The organism is Arthrobacter oryzae (assembly GCF_030812315.1).
Lineage (GTDB): Bacteria > Actinomycetota > Actinomycetes > Actinomycetales > Micrococcaceae > Arthrobacter > Arthrobacter oryzae_B.
In genome coordinates this window covers 17,080-40,141 of sequence record NZ_JAUSSM010000022.1, presented here as the reverse complement: position 1 = coordinate 40,141, position 23,062 = coordinate 17,080, and the positions used below count along the sequence as shown (strand labels likewise).

Below are 23,062 nucleotides of genomic sequence, written 5' to 3'. Positions count from 1 at the left end.
TATACCCTGAGTCACACGCCATTCTCCGGGGTCCAGCCTGCCAGCCGGCCTCCGGCCGGCACATGACCATTACAGATCTACCCGCTGGTCACGGATCTTGCCGCCAACGGTGTTCCCGTGGCGGTGGCCTGCAGGGTGTTGGGCTTCTCCAAGCAGGCCTTCTATGCATGGAAGGCCAGCCCGGTGACGGAACGGGACTGGGTCGATGCGCACCTGGTCAACGCCGCCCGGGACATCCACGCCGACGACCGGGCCTTCGGGTACCGGTTCATCGCCGATGAGCTCCCGGGGATGGGCATCGTGGCGGGTGAGAACAGGGTCCAGCGCTTGTGCAGGGACCACGGCATCTGGTCGGTGTTCTCGAAGAAGCGGGGCCTGAACCGGAAGCCGGGGCCACCGGTTCACGATGACCTGGTGGAGCGGGACTTCACCGCAGCCGCGCCGAATGAGCTGTGGCTGACGGACATCACCGAACACCCCACCGCAGAGGGCAAGCTCTACCTCTGCGCGGTAAAGGACGTCTATTCCGGAAGGATCGTCGGCTACTCGATGGACTCGCGGATGAAGTCCTCGCTTGCTGTCGCCGCTCTGGAGAATGCGGTGCGTTCACGCCGCCCGGCAGCGACGGTGGTGCATTCAGACCGCGGGTCCCAGTTCCGGTCCCGCCGGTTCGTCGAATCACTCCGTCACCACGGGCTCACTGGATCGATGGGCAGGGTCGGTGCGTGCGCGGACAACGCCGCGATGGAATCGTTCTTCTCGCTGCTGCAGAAGAACGTCCTGGACCGTCAGCGGTGGCTCACCAGACAGGACCTCCGACTGGCCATCACAACCTGGATCGAAAGAACCAACCACCGCCGGCGACGGCAAAGACGGCTGGGAAAACTCACGCCCATCGAATATGAAACAATCAACCGGACCGCGCTCACAGCGGCCTAAGACCCCGGGTCAACAAAAGCCGGGGCAGTCCCTGTCGCGACCGGCTGATTCCGCCAAATCTGTACGTATCGGACTCCCGGGTGTCATCCTAAGCCCATGGAATCAGAAGTCGCTGCACTGATCAGTCTGAACCTCCTCATCGGCGAAAAAGAGTCGAATGGAGAAGGTGCATATCTTAGAGATGAAGTTCTTGCCCCTTCTTTCGCCATGAGGCGGGCAAAGGAAGGGAAGGTTGTAGACAAAGACACGTTCTTAGAAGGCGTTAAGCAGAGTCCCCAACGATCTACGCGGGTGGTTTCAGTTGCGTTCTTCGGGGAAAACCGGGCTACCGTGAGCTGCGTCGTGACTTTTGAGGGTAGGTACTACGATAATTTCAGGTTATTCGTCCGCGAATCTTCCGGATTACCGTGGAAACTCTTGGCCTGGGCAAATGAGGAGCTCACAAGTGACTGGCCCGGAGCTTAACAGTGCCGATCGTGAAGTTCAGTGTTGTGGGTTAGGACGCTGTACGCCATTGCTGGACCGGAAGGGCCGTCGGGGTAGCCCACGATTTGATTTCTCCTGGTGATCGGTCCACGTCATGTTCTCGAAGTCAGTAACGCTACGGTAACGCCCCTCCTGGACTCTCGGAGTGTTCATCGATCTGCTAGCTGGAAAGAACCCAGTCCTTGGAAAGGCTTAACTAGGCAGGAAAATTATCTGCTTGATGAGCCCCGGCAGGTCATAACCTTAGTTAGGAGACATGATGAGAATTCGTACTCCTGATGTGGAACCCGTTATAATTCATCACTCATATGATGACTTTTTCTGGGCAGTGGCGAGATGGCTTCGGCCTAATTAGATGCAGGTATTGCTGACAGTGTCAAAACTGGGTCGGCTGATAGCGGCGGAAGGATTTACGGGACGCTCAAGCGAATGGGCCCTGCCTAATCTGACATTTCGGACATAGTCAACCCACGCCTGTCGCTACCACTACGGCATGCTAGGTACGATCAGTGTCCAGGCCCCGCCGCCTTAATGTGGGCGGGCAGCGGCGGCCCACCGTTTCAAGGTGCCTCCTAAATCCCATCCCAGTAAACCACGCCGTCAGTGAGACATTCAGGTTCTGTAAAGACGGATAATCTCGCACTGCAATTGAGCAGCCGCGAAAGGTGGAAATTGTCCTGCCCGTCTCTGCGACGTGGCGAAGGACGATCTAGAGGTAGACCGCTAGTGATTGGGCGCCGATAGCAATGATTGTTCCTGAAATGGGTTTGGTAGAAGTCGCGTTGATTGCGCCAGTTCGCGCCTATCGTGATGCATTGGCAGCGGCGATGAGCGAGGGAAACGAATTCAAGGTCGTATGTCTCGCCTCATCAGCTCCAGAAGCGCTTGCTCGAATGAGCCAGGTACCACCGCCAGTGGCCCTTCTTGACTTCGGAATTGACGACCTCATGCAGCTTCTGAGCTCGTTACGCCGTGTTTCACCCGCTACTCAACTCATCGGGATGGGAGTCTGTGAAACTGCCGCTCACTCTGCCGCCGTCGTGGCTGCGGCTGAGGCGGGGCTTGTAGGGTTCGTCGACGCCGACCAACCAGTGAGCGACATCGCCACGGCCGTTCGGCTCGCTATTCATGGCCAGTCCTCATGCAGTCCCCGAATCGCCGCGCTGCTCCTCCAAGCGCTCCGCCGGCTCCCCGCTCCTCCTCCTATGCCTTTGATCCCGTCTGACCCTAGCGGTGCAACGCTGACATCCCGCGAGAGGGTCGTCGCCGAACTCATAGCGACCGGTTTGTCCAACCGGCAAATCGCAACTCATCTCATCCTCGGTGAGTCGACCGTGAAGTCACACGTCCACTCCATCCTGGGGAAACTCGGTCTTAGCAGCCGCGACCAGGTGCTACCCGCGAGGTGCTTTCCGCTTGCTGTGCCTTCTCGGTTGATGGCATCAGCCCAGGGTGGAGACAGGGTGGAGGCCGAGCATCCACCCACGGATTAGGCTTAGTTCATCCTTGTCTGTCGATGCCTCCGGAGGACCGTTCCTGTCATCTTGGACATATGGGTGAACAGGACACCGGCGCGTTCTTGGGTCCGAACGGTGCAGTCGAGAGAGCGGTTGACCTCGAACCGTTAGCTAAGTGGTGCGGCGATCTTCTCAGCAATGCTTTGGAGGGCGATACTGTCTTGGGCGCCACAGTTCCCCCGCTGCCCAAGCATCTCGAGGCTCCCTTACGGCACCACGGTTTTGATGATTTTGATCTGACGGTCATTGCGTTGGCCCTCGCACCAGAGCTGGACCCGGTGCTTGCGGCAGCTACATCGGCACTCACCGGTGAGCCGGGTCCCCGGGGACCGACGGTCTCCATGGTGGCAGATCTGGTGGGTGCTGCCGGATCCGAGCGCACATCCATAGCGGTCAAGTTAAGCGGAGGCGGACCGCTGAGTCGGGTAGGCCTGATAAATATCGTCCCAGCAAGCGATAGGCCAGTGGTCGGTGATTCGACGGACGGGCCCTCAATGCAACGGACGTTTGTTGCCAGCACGGCCCTCCTTCGCTGGACTTTCGGGGTAACGCGTCTGGAACCGGCCCTCTACCCGGACGTGCGCGATGACCTTATCTCACCCTCCTATCCTCCTGATCCAGATGCCGCCGATGCCCTCAGTAGTCGCCTGAGCCTTGACACCCCCACCTCGACCTCTTTGCTTACCCAGCGGATCTCCGATGGGCTCGCGATTGCGCTCTATTCTGCGGCCTGCACGCGTCGTCCAGTCCTCGCGGTGGACGCTCGAACCCTCCTTACGCCTGCCTCGGCCGTGAGGGTCGCGGCAGAGGCTCTGCTACGCGAGGCGGTCGTGGTGGTCACTGGAGATGTGGCCTCAGTACCCCCACATCATTGGGAACCCATAACCACAACGGTGGTGGTCGGTGCCCACCCCCATGCGGGCGCAGGCGATGACCGCGACGCTCACCTGCTAATAGTGCGACCTACTGCAGGAGCATCGACCGGATCACACCTCGTCAACGTTCTGCGCAGCCGGGGAATACACGTCGCACCGGCGGAAGCCGAACGCATGGCTCGGTGGGAACACCTACCAACGGAGGAGGTTGGCAATCTTGCCACCATGCTGATAGCCCGCGCTCGTGGGCGGTACAACGGGCAGAGCACCGGAGTAACTGCAGAAGACGTAACGGAGGCGGCTGTCGGTATCGTCGACCGCGACTTAGCGCGGTTGGCCAGCCGACTGGACACATCCAGAGACTGGTCACATCTCGTGGTGCCACCTGCCCTTAGGGCAGACCTCTCGGACCTCGTAGAACAGGCGAACGGCAGAGCCTTTGTGCTCACCAAGATGGGCTTCGGGGAGCAACCCGGACAACCCCGAGGGGTCACGGCTGTCTTCGCCGGCCCCAGCGGAACGGGGAAAACCATGGCAGCTAGGCTTGTGGCTGGTGAACTAGGCCTGCCCCTGTACCGCGTGGATCTTGCTCGAACCGTATCAAAATACATCGGCGAGACAGAGCGTAATCTAGATGCAGTCTTCGCGGCCGCCGAGCAGTCCGATGCTGTACTCCTCTTCGATGAGGCGGAGGCCCTCTTCGGCAAACGCAGCGAGGTGCAAGACGCTCACGACCGTTACGCAAACCTCGAAATCGCCTTCTTGCTGCAACGTATGGAAAGCTACCAGGGGGTCGCTATTTTGGCGACGAACCTTCTAGGCCACCTCGACGACGCGTTCGCACGCCGCCTTTCATTCTGTATCCATTTCCCATTTCCGGACGCTGCACAGCGTTCACTCATCTGGCGCTCCATATGGCCGCCGCCCGTCACGCTCGAGGACGGCATCGACTTCGACGGCCTCGCGGCGCAGCACCCGCTTTCAGGCGGGCACATTCGAAATATCGCTGTTGCGGCAGTGCACCTCGCCAGGGTGAAGGGGACCGTAGTAGACCGCGCGTGCCTCGACCGCGCCATCAGCCGCGAATATTCAAAGCTCGGTCTCGTGCTCAACCTCTTTGAGGGCGCTGCACCATGACCTCCGCGCACGCGCTGACGACAACGAGCACTCGTCCGACCTCTAGCATCAAACAGGTGCAGCCCGACCTGCACCCACCACAGGCAGTCTCCTTTCGTGACGCTCTTGCCCGTTCCAGCTCTGAAAGCAGGACCGACACAAAGCGGCTGAATGTTCCGTCGGCCCGGTCCGGCGACGGCCCCAAGGCCAAAACCTCGGGGCATGTGCTTGCGAACATGATCCACGAGTACGAGTCGGACGACAGCATGAACTGGCGCGAAGTGCTCTGGAAAAAGTCAGGAAGACCAGGGCATGCTCCGGCACCTGAACAGGTCGCCGGCCAGGCAATCGACATTGGGACCCGCGGCAAGCTGGAAACCGCCTTCGGCGCCGATTTCACCGACGTACGCCTTCACACCAACGCAGCGGCCGGGGTGACCGCCCAGGGTCTCCGCGCAGCGGCGTTCACGCGCGGAAACCACATAACCTTCGCTCCGGGCCGGTATGCGCCGAACAGTGACGCAGGTAAATATCTCCTGGCACACGAGCTGGCCCACGTACTTCAACAACGCCAACGCGGACCGAAAGCCAGCGCGGCCGTCCTGGAGTACCAAGCCGGGCAGGCCGCTCAGGAAGTCGTTGCAGGACGTGCTGCACGGACGCCCTTGTCAGCTGCTCCCGACACAGCGCAGCACAGCCCCGAGGACCAGGAGCCAGACACAGTATCTGCGAGCAAGCCAGCACTGAAGTATAAGGTCCCGGTCGAGCGCCTACCGTTCATCCGAAATATCCCCTTCAAGAATCGTTATGCCGACATCACTGTCAAGGTGGCTGTCAGCCCGGCCGGAGCAGGGAAGGATCCGAACGTCCCAACGCAGCTCATACCGAAGATGCAAATCGAGGTCGCAGACAAGTTGACGCTGAAATTGACCAGCGACGTGCTCAAGTTTCAACCATGGGAGTGGCAGGACCGACTTTGGGGCCTCGGGTTCAGGTCAAAACTCGAGAATAGTTGGTTTGAAGGAGAAGTGGCGTCCAACGGAATCGCATCGCTGGGTGTCGTCAACGTCACTTTTAAGGCATGGTCAACTGACCTGACTCGATTCAGCGGCAGCGATGTCGCGCTTGAGGTTAAGGGGCAGGTTTCCCCTGAGCACTTATTGAGGGGCAAGGAACGCGCCCTCCTCCAGCAGTTCCGAAAGAACCTTATTGAGACGCAGAAGGTTGCCAAGCGTATTGAGAATACTGGCGACAGGCTTATCAAGGCTGATTCCGCCCTCAAACGTGCTGAAAAGGAGCTTGCCGAAACCCGGGCGCAGGTCAAACGTCTTGGTCAGCGCTATAAGGGCCGACGTCCGCGAGGCATTGAGAAGGCGATGTTGCGTGAGCTGAAGACGCAGGTGTTGCGGCTAGAGCGCAGTGCAGCTCAGCGTTCCCAATATGTTAAAGCGTTGAGGACCAGCATAAAGAAGGATGGGCGCCTGTTGCGTCGTTTGACGGCGCGCGGGGGCAAGATTGCAGCTGGGTCCACAAAGCGAGTATTCCGACTACTGACAAACGCCATGGCCAAGAAAGCCGCCCAGCAGATGGCGCGGGTTATCCCTATACTGTTCGCCCTGGGCCTGGCTTACGACGTGATCGTGCTGCTGCGAAATCTCGCTCTGGGCCGGTTGAGCTGGGGGTTGGGTGGCGAGGGCGACCCATGGGGAAACGAGGTGGGTAAATCGACGGCGAGGCCAGAAGGCCGACCGACTGCTGTCGATGCCGGTTCGGAGGGGTCTACCGAGAACAGTACCGAAGCGCCGCAGGGGGCGGAGGCCGCGGGGTTGGTTGCGGCGGGCGTGCCCAGCAGCAGACAAGAGGCTGGCCGCGTTCCGAAAACCTCGGCTGCGAGCGAAGTCACGACGGACGGTGGCACGGAACGTAGCGTCACGGCAAAAGAAACTGTAGACGGCGGAGTGGTGAGCTCTCCGGCCGACGATGACGTCGAAATCTCGGCCAGTGACGGTGGTCTCGGGCCAGAGACCTCCAGAAACGGTCCGGCAGCCGGCGAGACGACGAACGCCAGCGAGTCACCCCCATCGCCGGAAGTCACCAGCGGAACACCCGACGCCGGCCCGGCCGCAAGTAAGCCACCGACGACCGACGCTATCGGGAATGGCCACAAGGGCGGCAACCGCAAAACGGACCACGATGGTGGTAGGAAACCCGGTTCTAAGAACCAGACGGGTACCCGCAAAACCCACAAGTCACGCAAAAAAACGGATCGAAAGACAAGTTCACCCAAGCACGACTGGACGGAAGTGTCAGGCTACAACGGAGAGAAGCCTGATCAAGAGTTCATGCTGAGCGGGAAATTCAAATATACCGGCGAGCGTCACACTTTCCCCGTGATTGTTGTCCAGGCGCCCGAGGAAGCGGTCAAGGAGTCCAAAGTGGGCGACCAGGGACCGATATATAAGCGCATGGTCGTCAAGAACAAGACCAAGTGGAAGTACACCGTCGACAACATTGACTACGACATGTACGAGGGCGCACTAATCACACTGTTCCTTGACCTTCGGAAAATGAAATCGGTGCAGTAGTAATGTTCGATAGCCTCTTCCCCCCGACTCTCGGCCCACTCCGCCACCTAGGCTCGCAGTCGCGAATCCTCGGTTTCGCCACCGTGGTTAGGCCAGCGCCGCACCTCACGCGGTACAGCGCCATTCTGGAGACGACGCCATGATCGACTCCCTGGACCTCGTGCTGCGGCAGACCATCGTGGCGGCCGTGCCATCCCTCGCCGCTCGCATCGGCTTCCAGCCGCCTAATGATGATTGGCGGCAACGCGTCGGCGCGGGCACGGGAGTCTGGCTCAACTGCGCCCTCGTCGACCTGCGGGAAGACCGCCACCACCGTTCCAATGAGATCCGTGTCGAACGGGATCCGCTACGGCGATGGCACGCCCCGTTCCTCATGACCTGCCACTATTTGCTCAGCGCTTGGAACAGCGCCAAGGAGTCCGAAGCCGTAGCGGCCGCCTCCCTGGAGCACGCCCTGCTCGGCCAGGTCGTGGTGGCGCTCCTCGAACGCGGCCAGCTCACACCGGCGGAGGTGCTCTTACCTAGTGAGCTGGCATCCCTGCCGGCCGACTGGCGCGAGGACTCCTTCGATACCGACATCCTTCCTCCGGAGGGTTTCACCAAAATCGCAGAGTTCTGGGGAACCATGGGCAGGACCTCCCCGTGGCGCCCCGTGGCGTGGATAGCCGTTACAGTGCCGGTATCACCGTCCCCGATGCTGATCGAAGGCATCGTGACGAGCCTTGTTACGAGCATCGGAGGAGGCGTTCCGGTGCCGGATGCGAACGGCGCCGAGACCCTTGTCACCATAGGGGGCCACGTGCTGGATGGCACCGGCGCTAATGCGGGCTCCCCGGTGCCCATCGCCGAAGCGGTCGTTACGCTCAGCACCCTGGCGGGGGCCCTGATGGGCCGGGCCATCACGAGCGACTCCGGCCGCTTTGTGCTCGACGGCATAGTGCCTGGTGATTATCTGCTCGCGACCCGGGCCGCCGGGTTCCCGCCGTCCGCGCCCAAGCCTCTGACGATACCCTCGCCGGTCCCGCCACCCCTCGAACTCACATTCACCTGACTCCAGCCCCGCTAGAGACGCACGAAAGGAACAACACCATGGCGATCCAAGTCTTGCACCCCGGTGTGTATATCGATGAGACGGAACCTGCTGCTCCAATCGAGGGGGTTTCGACGAGCCGGGCCGCCTTTATCGGCATCGCCGAGCGTGGGCCGAGCGGAGTTCCGACGCTTATTACGAGCATTGATGCTTTCACGGAGAAGTTTGGCGGGCCGCTCCTGGCATCTATTCCCTACTATCTGCCGCTGGCCGTCGAAGGGTTTTTTCGTAACGGCGGAACGACTGCGTACATTATGCGGGTGAGTACGGCGGTCGCTGCGCAGGTGACGCTGACCGCGCGCACAGGCGGCGCGACACTTGCGACCATCACCTCCATTGCGGACGGCGCCGCCGGCCAGGGGGGAAAGGTCGCCGTGACGGAATCAAGCGTGCTTGGAGCGGCACTCAGCGCTGCAGGCGCTGGCACCACGCTGAAAACCCATAAAGCAGAAACAACCATCACCGCCGTCGACGCTACTCGCCGGAGGCTCACCGTTGCGTCCTCCGACAAGTTCCAGGTGGGCGACTTGGTGATCCTCTCCCAGGGAGCCACAAAATCTCCCCGGCTGACGATCGCGAGCACGGCGGCCCAGTCCATCGAACTCACCGCAGCCGCTCCCGCAGCCCCGCCTGCCGGCGAATGGGCGGAAATTACCACGGCGGACCTGGCCACTGGTGATCGAAGGATCCGGGTAGACGTGCCCGGAACACTTAGTCTGCGTGCACTCACGCCTGTCGGCTCTGTGATCACCGTTTCCGACGGCGGGAATACGCATTGGGGCATCGCCGCTGACGTTGGCGCCGACAGTATCACTCTGACTACGCCGATAACCGGGACGTTCGCAGTGGGGTCGACAACGATTGCCACCGCCGAATTCGATCTGGCGATCACCGACCCGGCGGGGGTGCTCCGTACGTACACCGGGCTGTCGACGACCCCGACCCACCCGTCCTGGTGGGGCACCGCGGTGGACGACCCCTACGCTCGCGTGTCGGTCGACCTCAATATCGTCCCCGCGGGTGATCCTCGCCCCGTCGCCGGCCAGCAAGATATCACGGGCGCCACCAACGACGACCCCGTCCAGGCCTGGGAGAATGTCAGGTTGGAAATCACCACGCACCTGAAAGCGCTCGAGCCAATCGATGAAGTAAGCCTCGTGGCTGCGCCTGGCCTTACCGACGTCAACGCTCAGCAAGCCATAGTCGAGCACTGCGAGAAGATGTTCGACCGGTTCGCAATCCTGGACGCGCCAAAGGCTTACGATATCCCGAAAGTGCTCACCCACCGCGACAGTGTCACAGGCACCCTCGATAAGGGTTTCGCGGCGCTTTACTATCCGTGGATCACGGCCAGAGATCCGTCTCGCCAGCAGGTTGTTCCTCAGCCTCCGTCGGGCCACGTTGCTGGTATTTTCGCGAAGACAGACCAGACCCGTGGGGTCCACAAGGCCCCTGCCAACGTTGGTATTGCTGGCGCCGTCGGCCTGGAATGGCGTATGTCCGACATCGACCAGGGCCTCATCAACCTGAAGGGTGTAAACGCCCTTCGTATCCTGCCCGGCCGCGGGCAGCCCGTTGTCTTCGGAGCGCGAACGACGGCGAATAATCGAAACTGGCAGTACATCAACATCCGCCGGCTGTTCCTTTTCATAGAGGAGTCGATCCAGGAGAGCCTTACCGGGAGCCTGTTCGAACCGAATGATCTGTTCCTCTGGCAAAAACTCAAGCGAACTCTCAACGAGTTCTTGACTCGAGTGTGGCGGGACGGCGCGTTGTTCGGGGCTGATGCTAAGGACGCCTTCTTCGTACGGATCGATGAGGCCCTCAATCCGCCCTCGACGCGTAAGCTCGGCCGGCTCTACATCGAAATCGGGATCCAGCCGGTTTACCCGGCAGAGTTCATTATCGTCCGGATCGGTATCTGGGACGGCGGAGCCGAGGTCGCCGAATCCTGACCTAGGACCGCCCACCATCAATGAATCATCGCAAATAGGAGCCCATGATGACCACCGGCAACGTGCAAGACCCGTACGTCAACTTCAACTTTCTCGTAGAGATTGACAACATCGCCCGTGCTGCCTTCCACGAGGTGTCCGGCCTCGACTCCACGATCGACGTTGTCGAACACCGTGAGGGCGGGGCAAACACCACTCCGCACAAACTCGCGGGCCAAACCAAGCATGCCAACCTCGTGCTCCGCTGGGGAATGACGATCGATGATCAGCTCTACCAGTGGCACAAGACCGTTGTCGATGGCACCATCGACCGTCGCAACGGTTCCGTAGTGCTTCTGGACCGCCGCGGTACCGAAGTAGCCCGCTGGAATTTCGTCCGCGCGTGGCCGAGTAAGTACACGGGCCCGTCGCTCTCGGCAGAAGCCAGCGATGTTGCCCTCGAAAGCGTCGAGATCGTTCACGAGGGACTGGAACGGGTGAGCTGACATGGTCCAGGTCGAATACGAATTCATCCTTCCCGTAGGTCTGCTGGGCGAGGACGGATCCCTGCACCGGGAGGGAACAATGCGGCTCGCCACTGCAGCCGACGAGATCCTGCCCCTGCAGGATCCACGCGTGCAACGCAACAACGCATACCTCACAGTTCTCCTGCTCAGCCGTGTAATCACGCGACTGGAGGGAATCGAACCCATCACCCCCCGCACCATAGAGTCACTGTTTGCGGCCGATCTCGCGCACCTGCAGGAGATGTACAACCGGATCAATGACGTCGACGGATCCAGCGATGAGGCGCGCCTATTTTGCCCCTCATGCGGCGAGGAGGTTCACCCGAACCGCGACCGCCTGGGGGAACCCGAGCCTATCCGGTCAGCCAGCTAAGGACCGAGATGGCATACCTGGCCTACCACCTGCACTGGCCGCTCGCCGAGTTGCTCGCTCTGCCCCACCGTGAGCGACGGGCATGGGTCAGCGAGGTTTCGACCATAAACACGACACTCAACAGCGCCCAAGGAAGTTGAGATGTCCACACCGCAGCCGTTCGCAGACCGTTTGATCGGCCAGGTCCTTCCGACGGAGCGGACCAACCTCTTCGCAACCTCCATTCGCGCCCGTTCCGCCCCTGCGCGCGAACCGCGCCGATCTACACGGCCGTCCCGGATGGAGGCTGTGTTGCTACGACCGCTGCCACCGCTGGTCCGTCACCACTGGCATCGCACCGAGACGCAGGCGCAATCCGTCGGGCTCAGCCTGGCCCTGAGCTTCCCGATGACCCTACATGTGCGTCCCACGGGGAACGAATGGCGCCCGATCGACGTCGGACGCTCCGCCCGAAGTGGCCGCGAACGAGCGACGCCCCGCCCCGCGCCGCCGGTTCTGTCCCTTGTCCAGCAAGTGGTTCATTTTCGCGCAGCCCCACCCCTCCCCCATGGCGCCCCGCCGCAGAGTACAGCGGCGCGGCGCGGCGCGCAGCCCGACGCGGAGACCGGCGGTAGCGCTCCGTCCCTCGTTCCCATGGTGCAGCGGCGTCCGCAGAGTGCGGCGCCGGATCCTGCCCCCGGCTCGGCAAGTCCGTCTATGCCGTCTCAGGCTGCAGGTTCAAATGCCTTACGGGCTTATTGGGGCGACAGCTCCCCCACCGCGGAACATTACAGCTCCGGGGCCCTCACATCCCGTGACCTTCCCGTGGTCGTCGACCACGTCGTGCGCGAGATCGACCGGCGGTTCATCGCCGCCCGAGAACGCAGGGGGTGGGTGGGATGACCGGGCTGGAAAAGGCAACCCTTACCAATACCGTCACCGGTGCACGCATCAGCGTGCAATTCAATCCGGAGGAGTACACGCTCAACCGCGAATCGAACTTCGCCCAGCTTGCCGTGCCTGGACTCTCGGCCCCCGTCGTGCAGTTTTTGCACGGCAACGCCCAAACGCTTGACATGGAACTGCTCGTGGACACGACCGAGGCCAGCCCAGTGGGCGGACCGGGCAGCGACGTCCGGAGGCTCGTGCAGCAGGTGACCTCTCTCATGGACATCGACGCCACCCTGCACGCCCCTCCACCGGTCATTTTCAGCTGGGGCCAGTTGACATTCACCTGCGTGATCACGAAAACCGCGCAGCGATACGTGATGTTCCGATCTGACGGAACGCCGATAAGAGCCCGGCTAACGATCACCCTCAGCGAGTACCGCAACATCGAGCTGGAGGCAAGGGAGATCAAGCGACAGACCGTTGACTTCACCAAAGTGCACACCATTGGCGAGGGAGACACCCTGCCTCTGATCGCACACGCGGAATACGCCGACGCTACAGCCTGGCGACCAATAGCCCTTCGCAATGGCATCACCGATCCGCGAAGGCTCGTCGTTGGCGAAACGCTGTCTCTGCCCCGGCTGCCCTACACCGACCCCACGACCGGGGTCGTGCACAACGCCGGGCAGGCAAGGGATGCATCGTGAGCATCGCGCCGAACTATGCTCCCGAGATAAGGATGCAGATTGCTGGGCGCCCTGCACCGGCGGCCCTACGCGGTTCAATCACGTCAGTGAGCGCCACGTGTGGCTTCGGCGACGCCGACCGTCTCGAGGTCATACTCGCAAATGAGGGCCTGCGCTGGCTCGATGACGATGTGATGCGACTGGACACCCCCATCGAACTGTGGCTTGGCTACTCACCCGAAGAGCCCGAGCGAATCTTCGCCGGCGAGGTCGTCGGCAGCCAGGCGGCTTTCCCGAGTTCCGGCATCCCGACCCTGACCGTCATCGCCCAGGATCGTCGGACGCGGCTCGCAGCGGCATCCCCATCGCGGTGGTTCGGGGTGAAGATCCCGCAAATCGGTATCATGCCGCTGCCCGACGTTGCTGTAGCGCCGCTTCTCGCGGTCGAGCACGGTCTGCTGCCGACCATTGACCCCCTTGGGTCACTGCTGTCCGCGGCGCTCAGCGCAGTGGAAGCCGTCGATGACCCGACCATGGGCCAGCGGATCGTGCGTGAACAAGCCGGCGAAACGTCTCTGGACCTGCTCAAGAGGATCGCGGCCGAAAACGCCTGGGAGATCGTCATTGACCACAAAGCGAGCCCGGGGGGTCTCGTGTTGTCGCTCATGTCGCCCGGAGCGCATCTCGCCCCGGACGTGACCTTGCGCTATGGGCACTCGCTGCTGGACTTCACGCCGCGGGTAAGCACGGTCGGGCAGATCGCACGGGTCACGGCTCGCGTCTGGATACCCTCGTTACGCGTCGAGCTCACCATCAGCGTCGGCTATGACTGGGACCGGCAAGCCCTCGACGTGCAGATAGCCCCGGGATTCGGGCGCCCAGTCGATGACGAAAAGGCGAAGGAAGTCATGTTCCTCGACGAGGCACTCTCCCCCGCCAACGCAGCCCGCGTCGTACTCGGCAAGTTGCTGCCGCTACTCAACCGCCGAATCACGGCAACCGGATCCTGTGTGGGCAACGCCGCGATCCGAGCGGGGCACGTGCTGCGCATTGAAGGCGTCGGGGAGACCTACGGCGGGTTGTGGAGGGTGACTTCAGCCGTGCAGACCGTCGACTCGACCGGTTGGCACACCACCTTTGACGTACGCAAAGAGATCTGGTTCGGGTCCATCCCCCCCACCTCTCAAGGAGCCGTGCGTGTCCAGGGCGGTCTGCTCTCGCCCCCGGTACTTCCCGACCCGATCAGAATGCAGACCAGGTCCCAGCCCGGAAGGTAACGACAAGGAGACAGCAATGGGATTCTTCGACCTTATGAATGACGGCGCCACCGAGCCGACCGACAGCAAGCACCTCGGCATCATACGGGCACAGGTGACCTCGAACCTGGATCTCACCGGTCAAGGCAGGGTGCAGCTGAAGTTCCCGACCATCCCCGACATCGAGCCGTGGGCGCCCGTATGCGCCCCCTTCGCTGGTGACGGCTACGGCCTCTGGTGCATCCCCCAGGTCGGCGACGTTGTGATCGTCGCCTTCGAGAACGGTGACCTTACCTGGCCGGTCGTGGTTGGTAGCATCTGGGACCTGAACAACCGGCCGCCTACAGATTTGCCGACAGATGCCATCACCAAGCGCGTGCTGAAGACTCCCGCCGGCCACGAAATGGTGTTCGAGGACCTCGAGCAATCAATCACGATGACCCACGTCGCCGGGCACAAGCTCACGATCAGCATCAACGGCATCACGATCGAACTCGCCGGCGGCGTCGGCTCACTCAAGCTCGAGCTGCCGGGCGCAGCCTCACTCACCGGTGCCGTCTCCTCAAGTCTGTCCGCGAAGAAGACTTCCGTGAAGGGTGACGTCACGCTCGACCTGTCCGGTGCCACTGCGAGCCTCAGCGCCGACGCGACCTGCCAGGTCAAGGGAGGGCTGGTGACTATCAACTGATGGACGGTCCACTGCACGAGCATCCAGACAGACAGCCAGTGAAGGGAGCGGGAGAATGCCCCCCGCAGCGAGAATCACCGATGTGACCGGTCATCCGGGAAGCGTTACCGGCCCCGGCGTCAGCACAGTACTCATCGTCGGATTGCCCGCCGCCGTACTGGGGGACATGCACGCCTGCGCGTTCCCCCCGCCACCCAGCCACCCCCCAACACCGTTCACAGCCGGCAGCGCCACCGTGTTGATCGGCGGCCGGCCATGCCTTCGCCTCGGCGACATGGCCGGATGTGGAGCTCCCATTGTGGTGGGCGCCATGACCGTGATCGTAGGTGGCTGACATGGGCACGCAACCCCTCGGCGCCACCGCGGACGCGCTCATCCTCGGACGGGGGTGGTCGTCCCCGATCACGCTGGACGCCGCAGATGAAATTCGAAGTGAAGCCGGCGCCGAAAAGGTCCGCCAGTCCATCCGCCTCATCCTGGGCACCCGGCGGGGGGAACGGGTGATGCGGCCCGATTTCGGGGCGGGTCTGGAGGACTTCCTCTTCGAACCCGTCAGCACCACCACCAACGCGCTCATCAGGCACCGCGTCGAAACCGCCCTGCTGCAGTGGGAGCCCCGAATCGATATCACGGAGGTGACGGTGGTCACGACCGAGCCTCGCTCAGGCCGCCTCAATCTCAAGATCGGCTACACCATCCGAGCAACGAACACGTTCTACAATCTCGTCTACCCGTTCTTCCTCCATGAGGGAGGCCGAGAGTGAACACCGACAATCGACAAGCCCCGCCGAAGGCCTATCCAACACCCGTTCCTCCGGGCTCTGACCTGCTGCTCCAACGCAACCGCGCTGCCATCCTCGCGTCGATTTTGGCCGATCGCACCGGTTGGGCGCCGGACTGGCAACCGGCCCCCGGAGGGGTCGGCCATGGGCTCGCCGACATCTTCGCCGGTCACCTTGAACTCCTGCAACAGCGTCTCTCCCAGGTCCCGGACCATCGCGCGGCCGTGATGCTCGACCAGCTCGGCGTCTCCCAGCTACCCGCTCAAGGCGCCCGCACCCATGTGCTGCTCACTGGTATCCCCGGGACCCCCGGAGCCCGGGTCCCGGCTGGCACTCGCATCGGCGCCTCCGTGCCGGGACGCGACACTCCCGTGGTCTTCGAAACCCGGGACACTGTGGCCATCACATCGGCCACCATCGTCGAAGCACACAGCGTGCTACCCGCCGAGGACGCGGAACACGATCACTCCGCCGACCTCCTGGCGCACCGCCCGGTGAACATATTCGCCGACGCACTCCCCGTCGAACGCCACCTATACGTCGGCCATGACACCGTGCTCGCTTTCGACGGACGCGCTGTGGTCGAACTGGAGATCGGGCTAGCCGTCGCCGCGCCCGCTCCCCTGGCGCTTGACTGGGCATGGTGGGACGGTCACGATTGGCGCGAGTTCACGGCCCTCGCTGCTTCACCCCAGGATGCCGGTGCAGACGACTCCATCGACGGCACGTCCGGGCTCACCCGGTCCGGCACTATTCGGCTGGTCGCGCCGTGCGCAACCTCCGCACCGCTCGACATCGATGGACGCACAAGCTGCTGGATCCGTGGCCGGCTGGCCGCCCCGCTACACCTCCACCCGGGAAGCCCGCCTCCGACGATATCCCGCGTGCGCCTTCGCGTGGTGAACGAACACCGCCGCTTGATGCTGCGCCGTACGACGGAAGTCGGCGCCGGAGCCTCACTTCGGATTTGGTGGCCAGAGGTCCCCAAGACAGCGAAAATTCAGCGCTACCTCCTGCCTGACCAGAACACGGCAACGAGCAAGACAGAAACCGCACAGAACGACAACACCCTGATCGCACTGCCGGGAACCCTGACCGGCCACAGCATCCAAATCGGCGTCAGCCACGACCCCTCACGGGACCCGATCGACAGCGGCATGCCTCCTGCCAACGATCCACGCCAGGTGGCTTTCAAGAGCCCGGAAGAACTTACCGATCCGCAAATCGCAGATCCCGGCACGGTGTTCGACGTGACGGTCGCGGCGGGGCTGGTGCTGGATAAAGCGATCGCGGACCAGCGCGAGGCCGACCTGTCAAAGACCTTCGCCCCGCTGGGACCGGCGCCGGTACGAGGAACCGCATTCCTCTTCGCGAACGAAACGGCGACGAAGCGTCCCGGTTCGCGCGTGACACTTGTGCTCGAGCGCCCTGTCACCGCAGCCGAGGAGGCCGACGGTCTCAGCGGCAAGCAGGAGGGCAGCGTCCAGGCCGCCCAGGAACTCATCGCCTCGCTCATAAAGAAGCTCGAGGACGGACCCGGAAGCGCCCTGGAAACCCTTGCGAGTGCGAAAAACGCGCTCGACCCGCCCCTGCCGACGCTCCTGTCCACCGATCCAACCGTCTGGTACGCGGGGGTGCGCTCCACCATTCAAACCGCGCTGACGGCACTTAAAGCTGCCGCCGGTCCCAATCATGCAATCTGGGGCCAAGTAGGGACCGCGCGTCAAAAGCTGGACGAAGCGATCGCAGCCGCGGACGCCAAACCATCAGCTCTAGGTGCCAGAACGGCTCTGGAGCTCACTCCGAAGGAGATCGCGCGGGTGCTTCTCGGAATTGCTTCCGCGGCAGGGCAACTCGCCGACGGCGGATCAGCCATCAGCCTTCAGCGGACCGCACTCGAGACAGCCATCACCAACGGCTCGGACGCCGATGTTACCGCAGCGGTACTGGCGCTCAACGGGCCGCTTGGGGCGCTGCTCGGGGCCGCATCACCATTCCTGCCAGCCGGAGCGAGGGCCTCGATCTTCGCGATGGACCCCGTCGACTTCGAAAATCAAGTGAAGGCACGCATCAACGGGGCAAAGTCCGGGATCGGGAGCGCCATCACCGCCGTGCAATCCGTTAGGGACACCCTCAAGAACCTCAATCCCACTGACTTGGTTAAGGGTGTGCTCGGTACGTCTACAACGCAGCTCACGGCCCCGGTCGTGGCGTGGGAGTACCACGACGGCTCACGCTGGAGGGCTCTTGGGGTCAAGGGCGACGCGCAAGTCCTCGCCTTACAGGCCTCCGGGTCCCTTCGGTTCACCGTGCCAAGCGACATGGCAGAGGTAGACATCGATGGTGACGTTCGCCGCTGGATGCGGGCGCGACTGGCGGCTGGTTCATTCTCGCACTTGCGACTTGTGAGCTGGACGGACAAATCCGGAGTACTCAACTTCCTGCCGGTCGTCGAACCACGGGCACCCATGCTCGACAGCATCCAGGTGTTTTATCAACACCGTTCGGACGCCCTTGATCCCGGCGGCGTCATCATTGACGACAACCACGACTGGCGGGATCTCACCAGGGCGGTGACATGGCCAGGACCGGGTGCCTCCCCCTTCCTTCCGATGCTCGAGACCGCTCCCACCCTTTACCTTGGATTCGACGGGGACCTGCCAGCCGACCGCATCAGCATCTGGATGCAACGGGCCGCCGGGTCGATGCAGGAGCCCTCCTACCGTCCAATCTGGGAAGGCTTCGATGGGAACGTCTGGGTGCGGCTGGCCACCGACGACGGCACCGACGGCCTTCGTCGCACCGGAATCGTCGGGCTGATTTGGCCCGGCACGACAGGGACGCCCGGTGTCACCGTTTCCGAAGCGCGCGGAACCCGCATTGCGCTCGAGGGTCCCGGCGCGGCCCTGCGTTTCGCCCCCGGCGAGCAGCTTCTGCTCACGGATCTGCAGGGTCAGGAACCGATAGTGGTTTCCTCTGTTGCCGGAGAAACTGTTACATGCCGTTTCCCGGTGTCGCGAGCTTACACAGGGGGTCAACTGCGGCCGTCCCCTCCTGCACGCTTCGGCGTTCCGCGAACATGGGTGCGTGCGGTCTTCGACCGCACGCGGCCGGCCCCCCTAGTCACCCTGACCGGCCTCGCCGCACACGCCGTCGAAATCGAACAAGCAGAGACCATACACGATGAACTCATCGGCTCCGGCGATGGTTCACCCAGTCAAATGCTCATGTCACGTCGCTCCCCCGTAGCCGCAGACCCCGACCTGGAAGTGCGGGAGCTTGACGGTGACCGGGCAGACCTGGACCACGATGCGCTTGAGCGTACCCTGCAGGCCGACGGTGTTGATCCGCAGCGGGTCCGTCTCGTTTACGACCAGGGCACCGGACGGGTCAGCGAGGTCTGGGTGCCGTGGACGCCGGTCCCGTCTTTGGGTTCCGCCGGTCCTACCGACCGGGTCTACGTAGTAGACCATGCACAGGGCCGATTCATTTTCGGAGGACTCGGCCACGGACGGGCACTGCCGGAGGGGCGGGACAACACCCGTCTGCGCACCTACCGAACCTGCGATGGAGCCATGGGCAACGTGCAGGCCCATGTGATCACCCAGCTTCTTAGCGCCGTAGCCGTCGGCGGCGTCACAAATCCGGAGGGCGCCTCCGGCGGCGCCGACATCGAACCTCTCCCTGCGGCACTGATACGCGGACCGGCGCTGCTGCGTCACCGCCGCCTGGCACTTACCCAACAGGACGTCGAGGCTGTCGCCGTTGAGTGCAGTCCTGCTGTTGTGCGGGCCCGGGCGGTGGGTGCCAAGGACCGGTTTGGCCGCCCTTCGGCAGGCGAAGTACGGGTCGTTATTGTTCCCCGGGATGGAGCAGCACGCCCTCAGCCAGGAGCGGCGTTGCTCGCCCTGGTGCGCGCGGCCATCGTCAATGCCTCCCCCGCGGTTGCCGCACGGCACGTAACCGTCGAAGGGCCTCAATACGTACCTGTCGGTATCGCAGCAACTGTGCTGCCCGTTGCAGCAAACGATGCCGGTCCGGTACGGGAACGCGCGCAATCCACACTGGAGTCATTTATGCATCCCCTTAACGGAGGCTTTGAGGGCCGCGGCTGGGAATTCGGCAGGAGCGCCTACATTTCAGACATTGCAAGGGTCATTGAATCGGTACCCGGCGTCGACACCGTAGAGAATCTCGTTCTTACCCGCGACGATGTGCCGGCCGGAGACGCCGCCCTCATACGCGCCGACCAGGTCCTCTGCGCAGGCCGCATCGTCATCCGTCTGGGCGGAGGTGCCTGATGCCGCTCTTCCCGCCGAGACTCGACACGCTGCGCTGGGACGATCTCGTACGCCAAGGGCGTGCACAGTTGCCACTCGTCGCGCCCGACTGGACAGACCAGAACGCGAGCGACCCCGGAATAGCAATCCTCGAGCTGCTGTCCTGGCTCACCGAGGCCGAGAGCTACCGCACGAGCGCCATAACCGACAGGGAGCGCCGCCTGCTGCTCGCGCTTGTAGGCTACTCCCCACGACCGGCGGAACCTGCAACCTGCCTGGTTCGCCTCTCGGTAACTGCTGGGGGCGTCCTGCCCTTCACGGTGCCACGCGGACTCGAGATTATCGGCGTGCGCGAGGGTGAAAACCTCCCTCTCACGCTGCTCGACGATGTCGCCGTGAGCGGAGCTACGGTCGGGGCGGTCGCTAGCGCCACCGCATCCGCCGACGCCGAGGGCTACCGCACCGGGTGCGCCGACCTCACCTCAGCACTCGCCGCAGGGCAGGCCGTCGAACCTTTCGGCCCCGATCCTGCGCCCGGCGACTGCCTGCTGGTCGGCCTGGCGCCAGCGTCAGCCGCCCTGCCGGCCGGCCTCCTCGATCTCTGGCTCGTGAGCGCACCGGGACTCGATGTCCCGGAGATCCCTGCTTCGACGGCACTCCACCACTCAGCCCGCTCCGTTTGGGAATTCTGGGACGGAACGGCATGGATTACTGTCGCAGCTGCCAGCGTCAGCGATGACGCGGCGGTGAGGGGCAGTGGCCGGGTGCGGATAATGATCCCCGCCCTGGTGCCCGCAGCGCCCCTCGGGGACCAGGGCAACGGTGCTCTGGCGGGCCCTTCCCTCTGCTGGCTGCGCTGCAGGTTGACCGAAGGCATGTACGACGCAGCACCACGACTGCGCGCGGTGCACGTGGATGTCGGCATCGCAGTCGCCGCCCAACCCTATTCGAGCACACTCCCGGTGCCGGCCGCTGCGACCGTCCTCGGCACCCCTACTCCTGGTTCCCCGCTGGACGAGGCGGCACTCTCCGTCGTCGTTTCACCTGAGGGAACACTCACACTGCTGCGAATGGACCCACCGACAGGAGTGCCCTCCGCCCCCGTCGTCGCCGTTTCCGGTTGGATCCCTCCCGCTGGCTCCGCTCCCGGCCGTCTGTCAGCTGACATCGTCGTTCTCGGGCCAGCAAGAGGGATTCCCGACGAAACGTTCACCCTCCCGCATCGAGCCTGTCAGCCGCTCCCCGAGCTGTGGGCGGTGGCCCCCGACGGATCATCTCAACCAATAAGGATCCTGCCTGACCTTGGCGCCGCGGCGCCGGGAGATCTCGCAGCGCAGCTGGACCATGACGCGGCAACCATACGTCTTGGGAACGGGCGTACCGGGCGCACACTTGCCCCTGGATGGACGGTGCTCGCCATTGGCCGCTACGCAGTCGCCGCAGGCCTCGGGAACATCCGCCCTCCCTTGCCCCTCACAGTACGGAATGACGACCGAACGCGGCGACTCCTCGATGCAAACGCCACCAAAATACGGGTGGAACTCATCGATGGACTGCACGCGGGATCGCAGGCCGAAGCCACAGTCGAAGTCGCCGCCCGCGCCCAACGGGCGCTATGGGTGCACGACCGGCTGACACAGGCGCTTCACCGCGCCGGTGCCACAAACCTCGACGAGCTCCCGCTCTCCGTTGTGCGACGACTGGACGTGCCGGAAAGAGGTGTTACCGGCCCAGACCTGGAGCGCCTTGCCCTCGCCACACCCGGTACCGTGCTCTGGCGCGCCCGCGCCCTGACTGATGTGGACCCGCGCCTGCCCGGCCTTCGAGCGGACGGATGCGTCACTATAGTGGTCGTGCCCCACCTGCCTATGGCCCGGCCGCAGCCCACCAGAGGCCTCCTGGCTGCGGTGCGGGCCTGGCTGACGGCGAAGCGAACCCTAGGCACGCGCCTCTTCGTCGTCGGACCCGATTACGTGAGGGTCGGGGTAGATGCCCGGCTGGTGTTGTTCCCGGGAGCAGACGGGCCACAGGTGGCCGAGGCAGCGTCCGTGGCGGTGCGGGCATTTCTGCACCCTGTGACCGGAGGATCGGCCGGCCGTGGCTGGCCGTTCGGCCGCACGGTGCGGCGCACCGAAGTGCTGCAACTGCTTGACTCCGTCGCGGGAGTCGACCACGCCGAGGGTCTGGTTTTGAGGCGGGAACCATCAGCCGGGAGCTGTGACGACGTGGCGATCTGCCCCACGCAACTAGTAATCGCCGGGGCAGTGAATCTATCGACGGAACCAGGGAGGAGAAAGCCGTGACCGACCCAATGCGGTTGACGCATGTTCATGGTGAGTGGCTGCTCGCCCGCGATCTGCGCGACGCGCCAATGCTGCCCGCGCGTCGCCTCGCCCAGCACCAGATCGCTGCGCATCACACGTGGGGCTGCTCGGCGGGCCTTGACTTACGGTATGCGCGCGGCAGGCTCACTGTGACGCCCGGCTGCGGCATTGACCGTTGCGGCCGTATCGCCGTGCTCGACCACGTATTTACAACCACACTCGCGAAGGGCACCGACACTGCTGTTGTTCTCGTGCTTTGCGGCGACGGCCCGCGCGCGACAGTTCGGTTGCGTGATGCGGCCAGGGTGCACGACCTCGACATTCGTTTGGGCAAAGTGGACTCCACCGGCGCCGTTGTCGTCGGCGATGGAGACCGCGACTGGCTCCGCCGACCTGGCCCGGCCCGCCAGGTGGCCGGCACGGTCGCCCGGGGTGCACCCGCAACTGGCAACTCTTCACTCTGGAAAGTGCACGTCACGCTTACCGCCCATCGGTTCCCCTCCCCACCCGCTGTGATCGCCTTCGTAGCTGGACCGCCGGAAAGGAGTTCGACGACGGGAACGACTGTAGACGTCACAGTGCTGAAATCTTCGGGCTTTGACCTGGTGGTCCGGCACAGCGTACCCGTCAGAGCCGCCCCACCTCGCACCGTTGTGCTCACTGCCCCACACGCGCTGTCGTGGATCGCATTACTGCCGGCCGAGCGGCCGTCCCTCCCCAACCCATAGGAGTGG

The 23,062-nt window shown here is 63.4% G+C and carries 17 protein-coding genes and 1 pseudogene; all 18 read left to right on the top strand.

The window, feature by feature from the left end; genetic code table 11:
* Positions 1 to 66: 66 nt before the first annotated feature.
* A pseudogene (locus tag J2S97_RS23210) lies at positions 67 to 939 on the top strand (IS3 family transposase); the annotation flags it as partial.
* A 96-nt stretch (positions 940 to 1,035) separates the two neighbouring features.
* The gene (locus J2S97_RS23205) at positions 1,036 to 1,404 is read left to right on the top strand and encodes a hypothetical protein (RefSeq protein ID WP_307052284.1); all 369 of its coding nucleotides are present in this window, start codon (positions 1,036 to 1,038) and stop codon (positions 1,402 to 1,404) included.
* 767 nt (positions 1,405 to 2,171) lie between these two features.
* Positions 2,172 to 2,918 carry a LuxR C-terminal-related transcriptional regulator gene (locus J2S97_RS24120; RefSeq protein ID WP_373460644.1) on the top strand — a complete coding sequence of 249 codons (747 nt, stop codon included), beginning with the start codon at positions 2,172 to 2,174 and terminating at the stop codon, positions 2,916 to 2,918.
* A gap of 1,124 nt (positions 2,919 to 4,042) precedes the next feature.
* Complete coding sequence (locus J2S97_RS23200) at positions 4,043 to 4,954, top strand: ATP-binding protein (protein WP_307052283.1); 912 nt, start codon at positions 4,043 to 4,045, stop codon at positions 4,952 to 4,954.
* Positions 4,951 to 7,518 (top strand): eCIS core domain-containing protein, encoded by a 2,568-nt coding sequence (locus J2S97_RS23195; RefSeq protein ID WP_307052282.1) that lies wholly within the window; start codon positions 4,951 to 4,953, stop codon positions 7,516 to 7,518. The genes J2S97_RS23200 and J2S97_RS23195 overlap by 4 nt, the downstream gene beginning before the upstream one ends.
* 139 nt (positions 7,519 to 7,657) lie before the next feature.
* Complete coding sequence (locus J2S97_RS23190) at positions 7,658 to 8,569, top strand: Pvc16 family protein (RefSeq protein ID WP_307052281.1); 912 nt, start codon at positions 7,658 to 7,660, stop codon at positions 8,567 to 8,569.
* Between the two features lie 38 nt (positions 8,570 to 8,607).
* Positions 8,608 to 10,563: a phage tail sheath subtilisin-like domain-containing protein gene (locus tag J2S97_RS23185; protein WP_307052280.1), complete on the top strand. Its 1,956-nt coding sequence runs from the start codon at positions 8,608 to 8,610 to the stop codon at positions 10,561 to 10,563.
* A gap of 47 nt (positions 10,564 to 10,610) precedes the next feature.
* On the top strand, positions 10,611 to 11,048 hold the full coding sequence (locus tag J2S97_RS23180) for a phage tail protein (RefSeq protein WP_307052279.1): 438 nt from the start codon (positions 10,611 to 10,613) through the stop codon (positions 11,046 to 11,048).
* 1 nt (position 11,049) lies between these two features.
* Complete coding sequence (locus J2S97_RS23175) at positions 11,050 to 11,442, top strand: hypothetical protein (RefSeq protein WP_307052278.1); 393 nt, start codon at positions 11,050 to 11,052, stop codon at positions 11,440 to 11,442.
* Positions 11,373 to 11,582 carry a DUF6760 family protein gene (locus J2S97_RS23170; RefSeq protein WP_307052277.1) on the top strand — a complete coding sequence of 70 codons (210 nt, stop codon included), beginning with the start codon at positions 11,373 to 11,375 and terminating at the stop codon, positions 11,580 to 11,582. The genes J2S97_RS23175 and J2S97_RS23170 overlap by 70 nt, the downstream gene beginning before the upstream one ends.
* A 738-nt stretch (positions 11,583 to 12,320) precedes the next feature.
* Positions 12,321 to 13,019 (top strand): CIS tube protein, encoded by a 699-nt coding sequence (locus tag J2S97_RS23165; RefSeq protein WP_307052276.1) that lies wholly within the window; start codon positions 12,321 to 12,323, stop codon positions 13,017 to 13,019.
* Positions 13,016 to 14,275: a phage late control D family protein gene (locus J2S97_RS23160; RefSeq protein WP_307052275.1), complete on the top strand. Its 1,260-nt coding sequence runs from the start codon at positions 13,016 to 13,018 to the stop codon at positions 14,273 to 14,275. Before J2S97_RS23165 ends, J2S97_RS23160 begins: the two co-directional genes overlap by 4 nt.
* Before the next feature lie 16 nt (positions 14,276 to 14,291).
* The gene (locus tag J2S97_RS23155) at positions 14,292 to 14,942 is read left to right on the top strand and encodes a phage baseplate assembly protein V (RefSeq protein ID WP_307052274.1); all 651 of its coding nucleotides are present in this window, start codon (positions 14,292 to 14,294) and stop codon (positions 14,940 to 14,942) included.
* 55 nt (positions 14,943 to 14,997) lie between these two features.
* On the top strand, positions 14,998 to 15,276 hold the full coding sequence (locus tag J2S97_RS23150) for a PAAR domain-containing protein (protein ID WP_307052273.1): 279 nt from the start codon (positions 14,998 to 15,000) through the stop codon (positions 15,274 to 15,276).
* 1 nt (position 15,277) lies between these two features.
* The gene (locus J2S97_RS23145; RefSeq protein ID WP_307052272.1) at positions 15,278 to 15,706 is read left to right on the top strand and encodes a GPW/gp25 family protein; all 429 of its coding nucleotides are present in this window, start codon (positions 15,278 to 15,280) and stop codon (positions 15,704 to 15,706) included.
* On the top strand, positions 15,703 to 20,025 hold the full coding sequence (locus tag J2S97_RS23140; protein WP_307052271.1) for a baseplate J/gp47 family protein: 4,323 nt from the start codon (positions 15,703 to 15,705) through the stop codon (positions 20,023 to 20,025). The genes J2S97_RS23145 and J2S97_RS23140 overlap by 4 nt, the downstream gene beginning before the upstream one ends.
* Positions 20,025 to 22,307 carry a hypothetical protein gene (locus J2S97_RS23135; RefSeq protein WP_307052270.1) on the top strand — a complete coding sequence of 761 codons (2,283 nt, stop codon included), beginning with the start codon at positions 20,025 to 20,027 and terminating at the stop codon, positions 22,305 to 22,307. Before J2S97_RS23140 ends, J2S97_RS23135 begins: the two co-directional genes overlap by 1 nt.
* Positions 22,304 to 23,056: a hypothetical protein gene (locus J2S97_RS23130; protein WP_307052269.1), complete on the top strand. Its 753-nt coding sequence runs from the start codon at positions 22,304 to 22,306 to the stop codon at positions 23,054 to 23,056. Before J2S97_RS23135 ends, J2S97_RS23130 begins: the two co-directional genes overlap by 4 nt.
* The last annotated feature ends 6 nt before the right edge of the window (positions 23,057 to 23,062 follow it).

Bases quoted from the DNA above. Each gene is read 5' to 3' on its own strand.
- J2S97_RS23205 (WP_307052284.1), top strand. From the start codon at position 1,036: ATGGAATCAGAAGTCGCTGCACTGATCAGTCTGAACCTCCTCATCGGC.
- J2S97_RS24120 (WP_373460644.1), top strand. From the start codon at position 2,172: ATGATTGTTCCTGAAATGGGTTTGGTAGAAGTCGCGTTGATTGCGCCA.
- J2S97_RS23200 (WP_307052283.1), top strand. From the start codon at position 4,043: ATGCTGATAGCCCGCGCTCGTGGGCGGTACAACGGGCAGAGCACCGGA.
- J2S97_RS23195 (WP_307052282.1), top strand. From the start codon at position 4,951: ATGACCTCCGCGCACGCGCTGACGACAACGAGCACTCGTCCGACCTCT.
- J2S97_RS23190 (WP_307052281.1), top strand. From the start codon at position 7,658: ATGATCGACTCCCTGGACCTCGTGCTGCGGCAGACCATCGTGGCGGCC.
- J2S97_RS23185 (WP_307052280.1), top strand. From the start codon at position 8,608: ATGGCGATCCAAGTCTTGCACCCCGGTGTGTATATCGATGAGACGGAA.
- J2S97_RS23180 (WP_307052279.1), top strand. From the start codon at position 10,611: ATGACCACCGGCAACGTGCAAGACCCGTACGTCAACTTCAACTTTCTC.
- J2S97_RS23175 (WP_307052278.1), top strand. From the start codon at position 11,050: ATGGTCCAGGTCGAATACGAATTCATCCTTCCCGTAGGTCTGCTGGGC.
- J2S97_RS23170 (WP_307052277.1), top strand. From the start codon at position 11,373: ATGCGGCGAGGAGGTTCACCCGAACCGCGACCGCCTGGGGGAACCCGA.
- J2S97_RS23165 (WP_307052276.1), top strand. From the start codon at position 12,321: ATGACCGGGCTGGAAAAGGCAACCCTTACCAATACCGTCACCGGTGCA.
- J2S97_RS23155 (WP_307052274.1), top strand. From the start codon at position 14,292: ATGGGATTCTTCGACCTTATGAATGACGGCGCCACCGAGCCGACCGAC.
- J2S97_RS23150 (WP_307052273.1), top strand. From the start codon at position 14,998: ATGCCCCCCGCAGCGAGAATCACCGATGTGACCGGTCATCCGGGAAGC.
- J2S97_RS23145 (WP_307052272.1), top strand. From the start codon at position 15,278: ATGGGCACGCAACCCCTCGGCGCCACCGCGGACGCGCTCATCCTCGGA.
- J2S97_RS23135 (WP_307052270.1), top strand. From the start codon at position 20,025: ATGCCGCTCTTCCCGCCGAGACTCGACACGCTGCGCTGGGACGATCTC.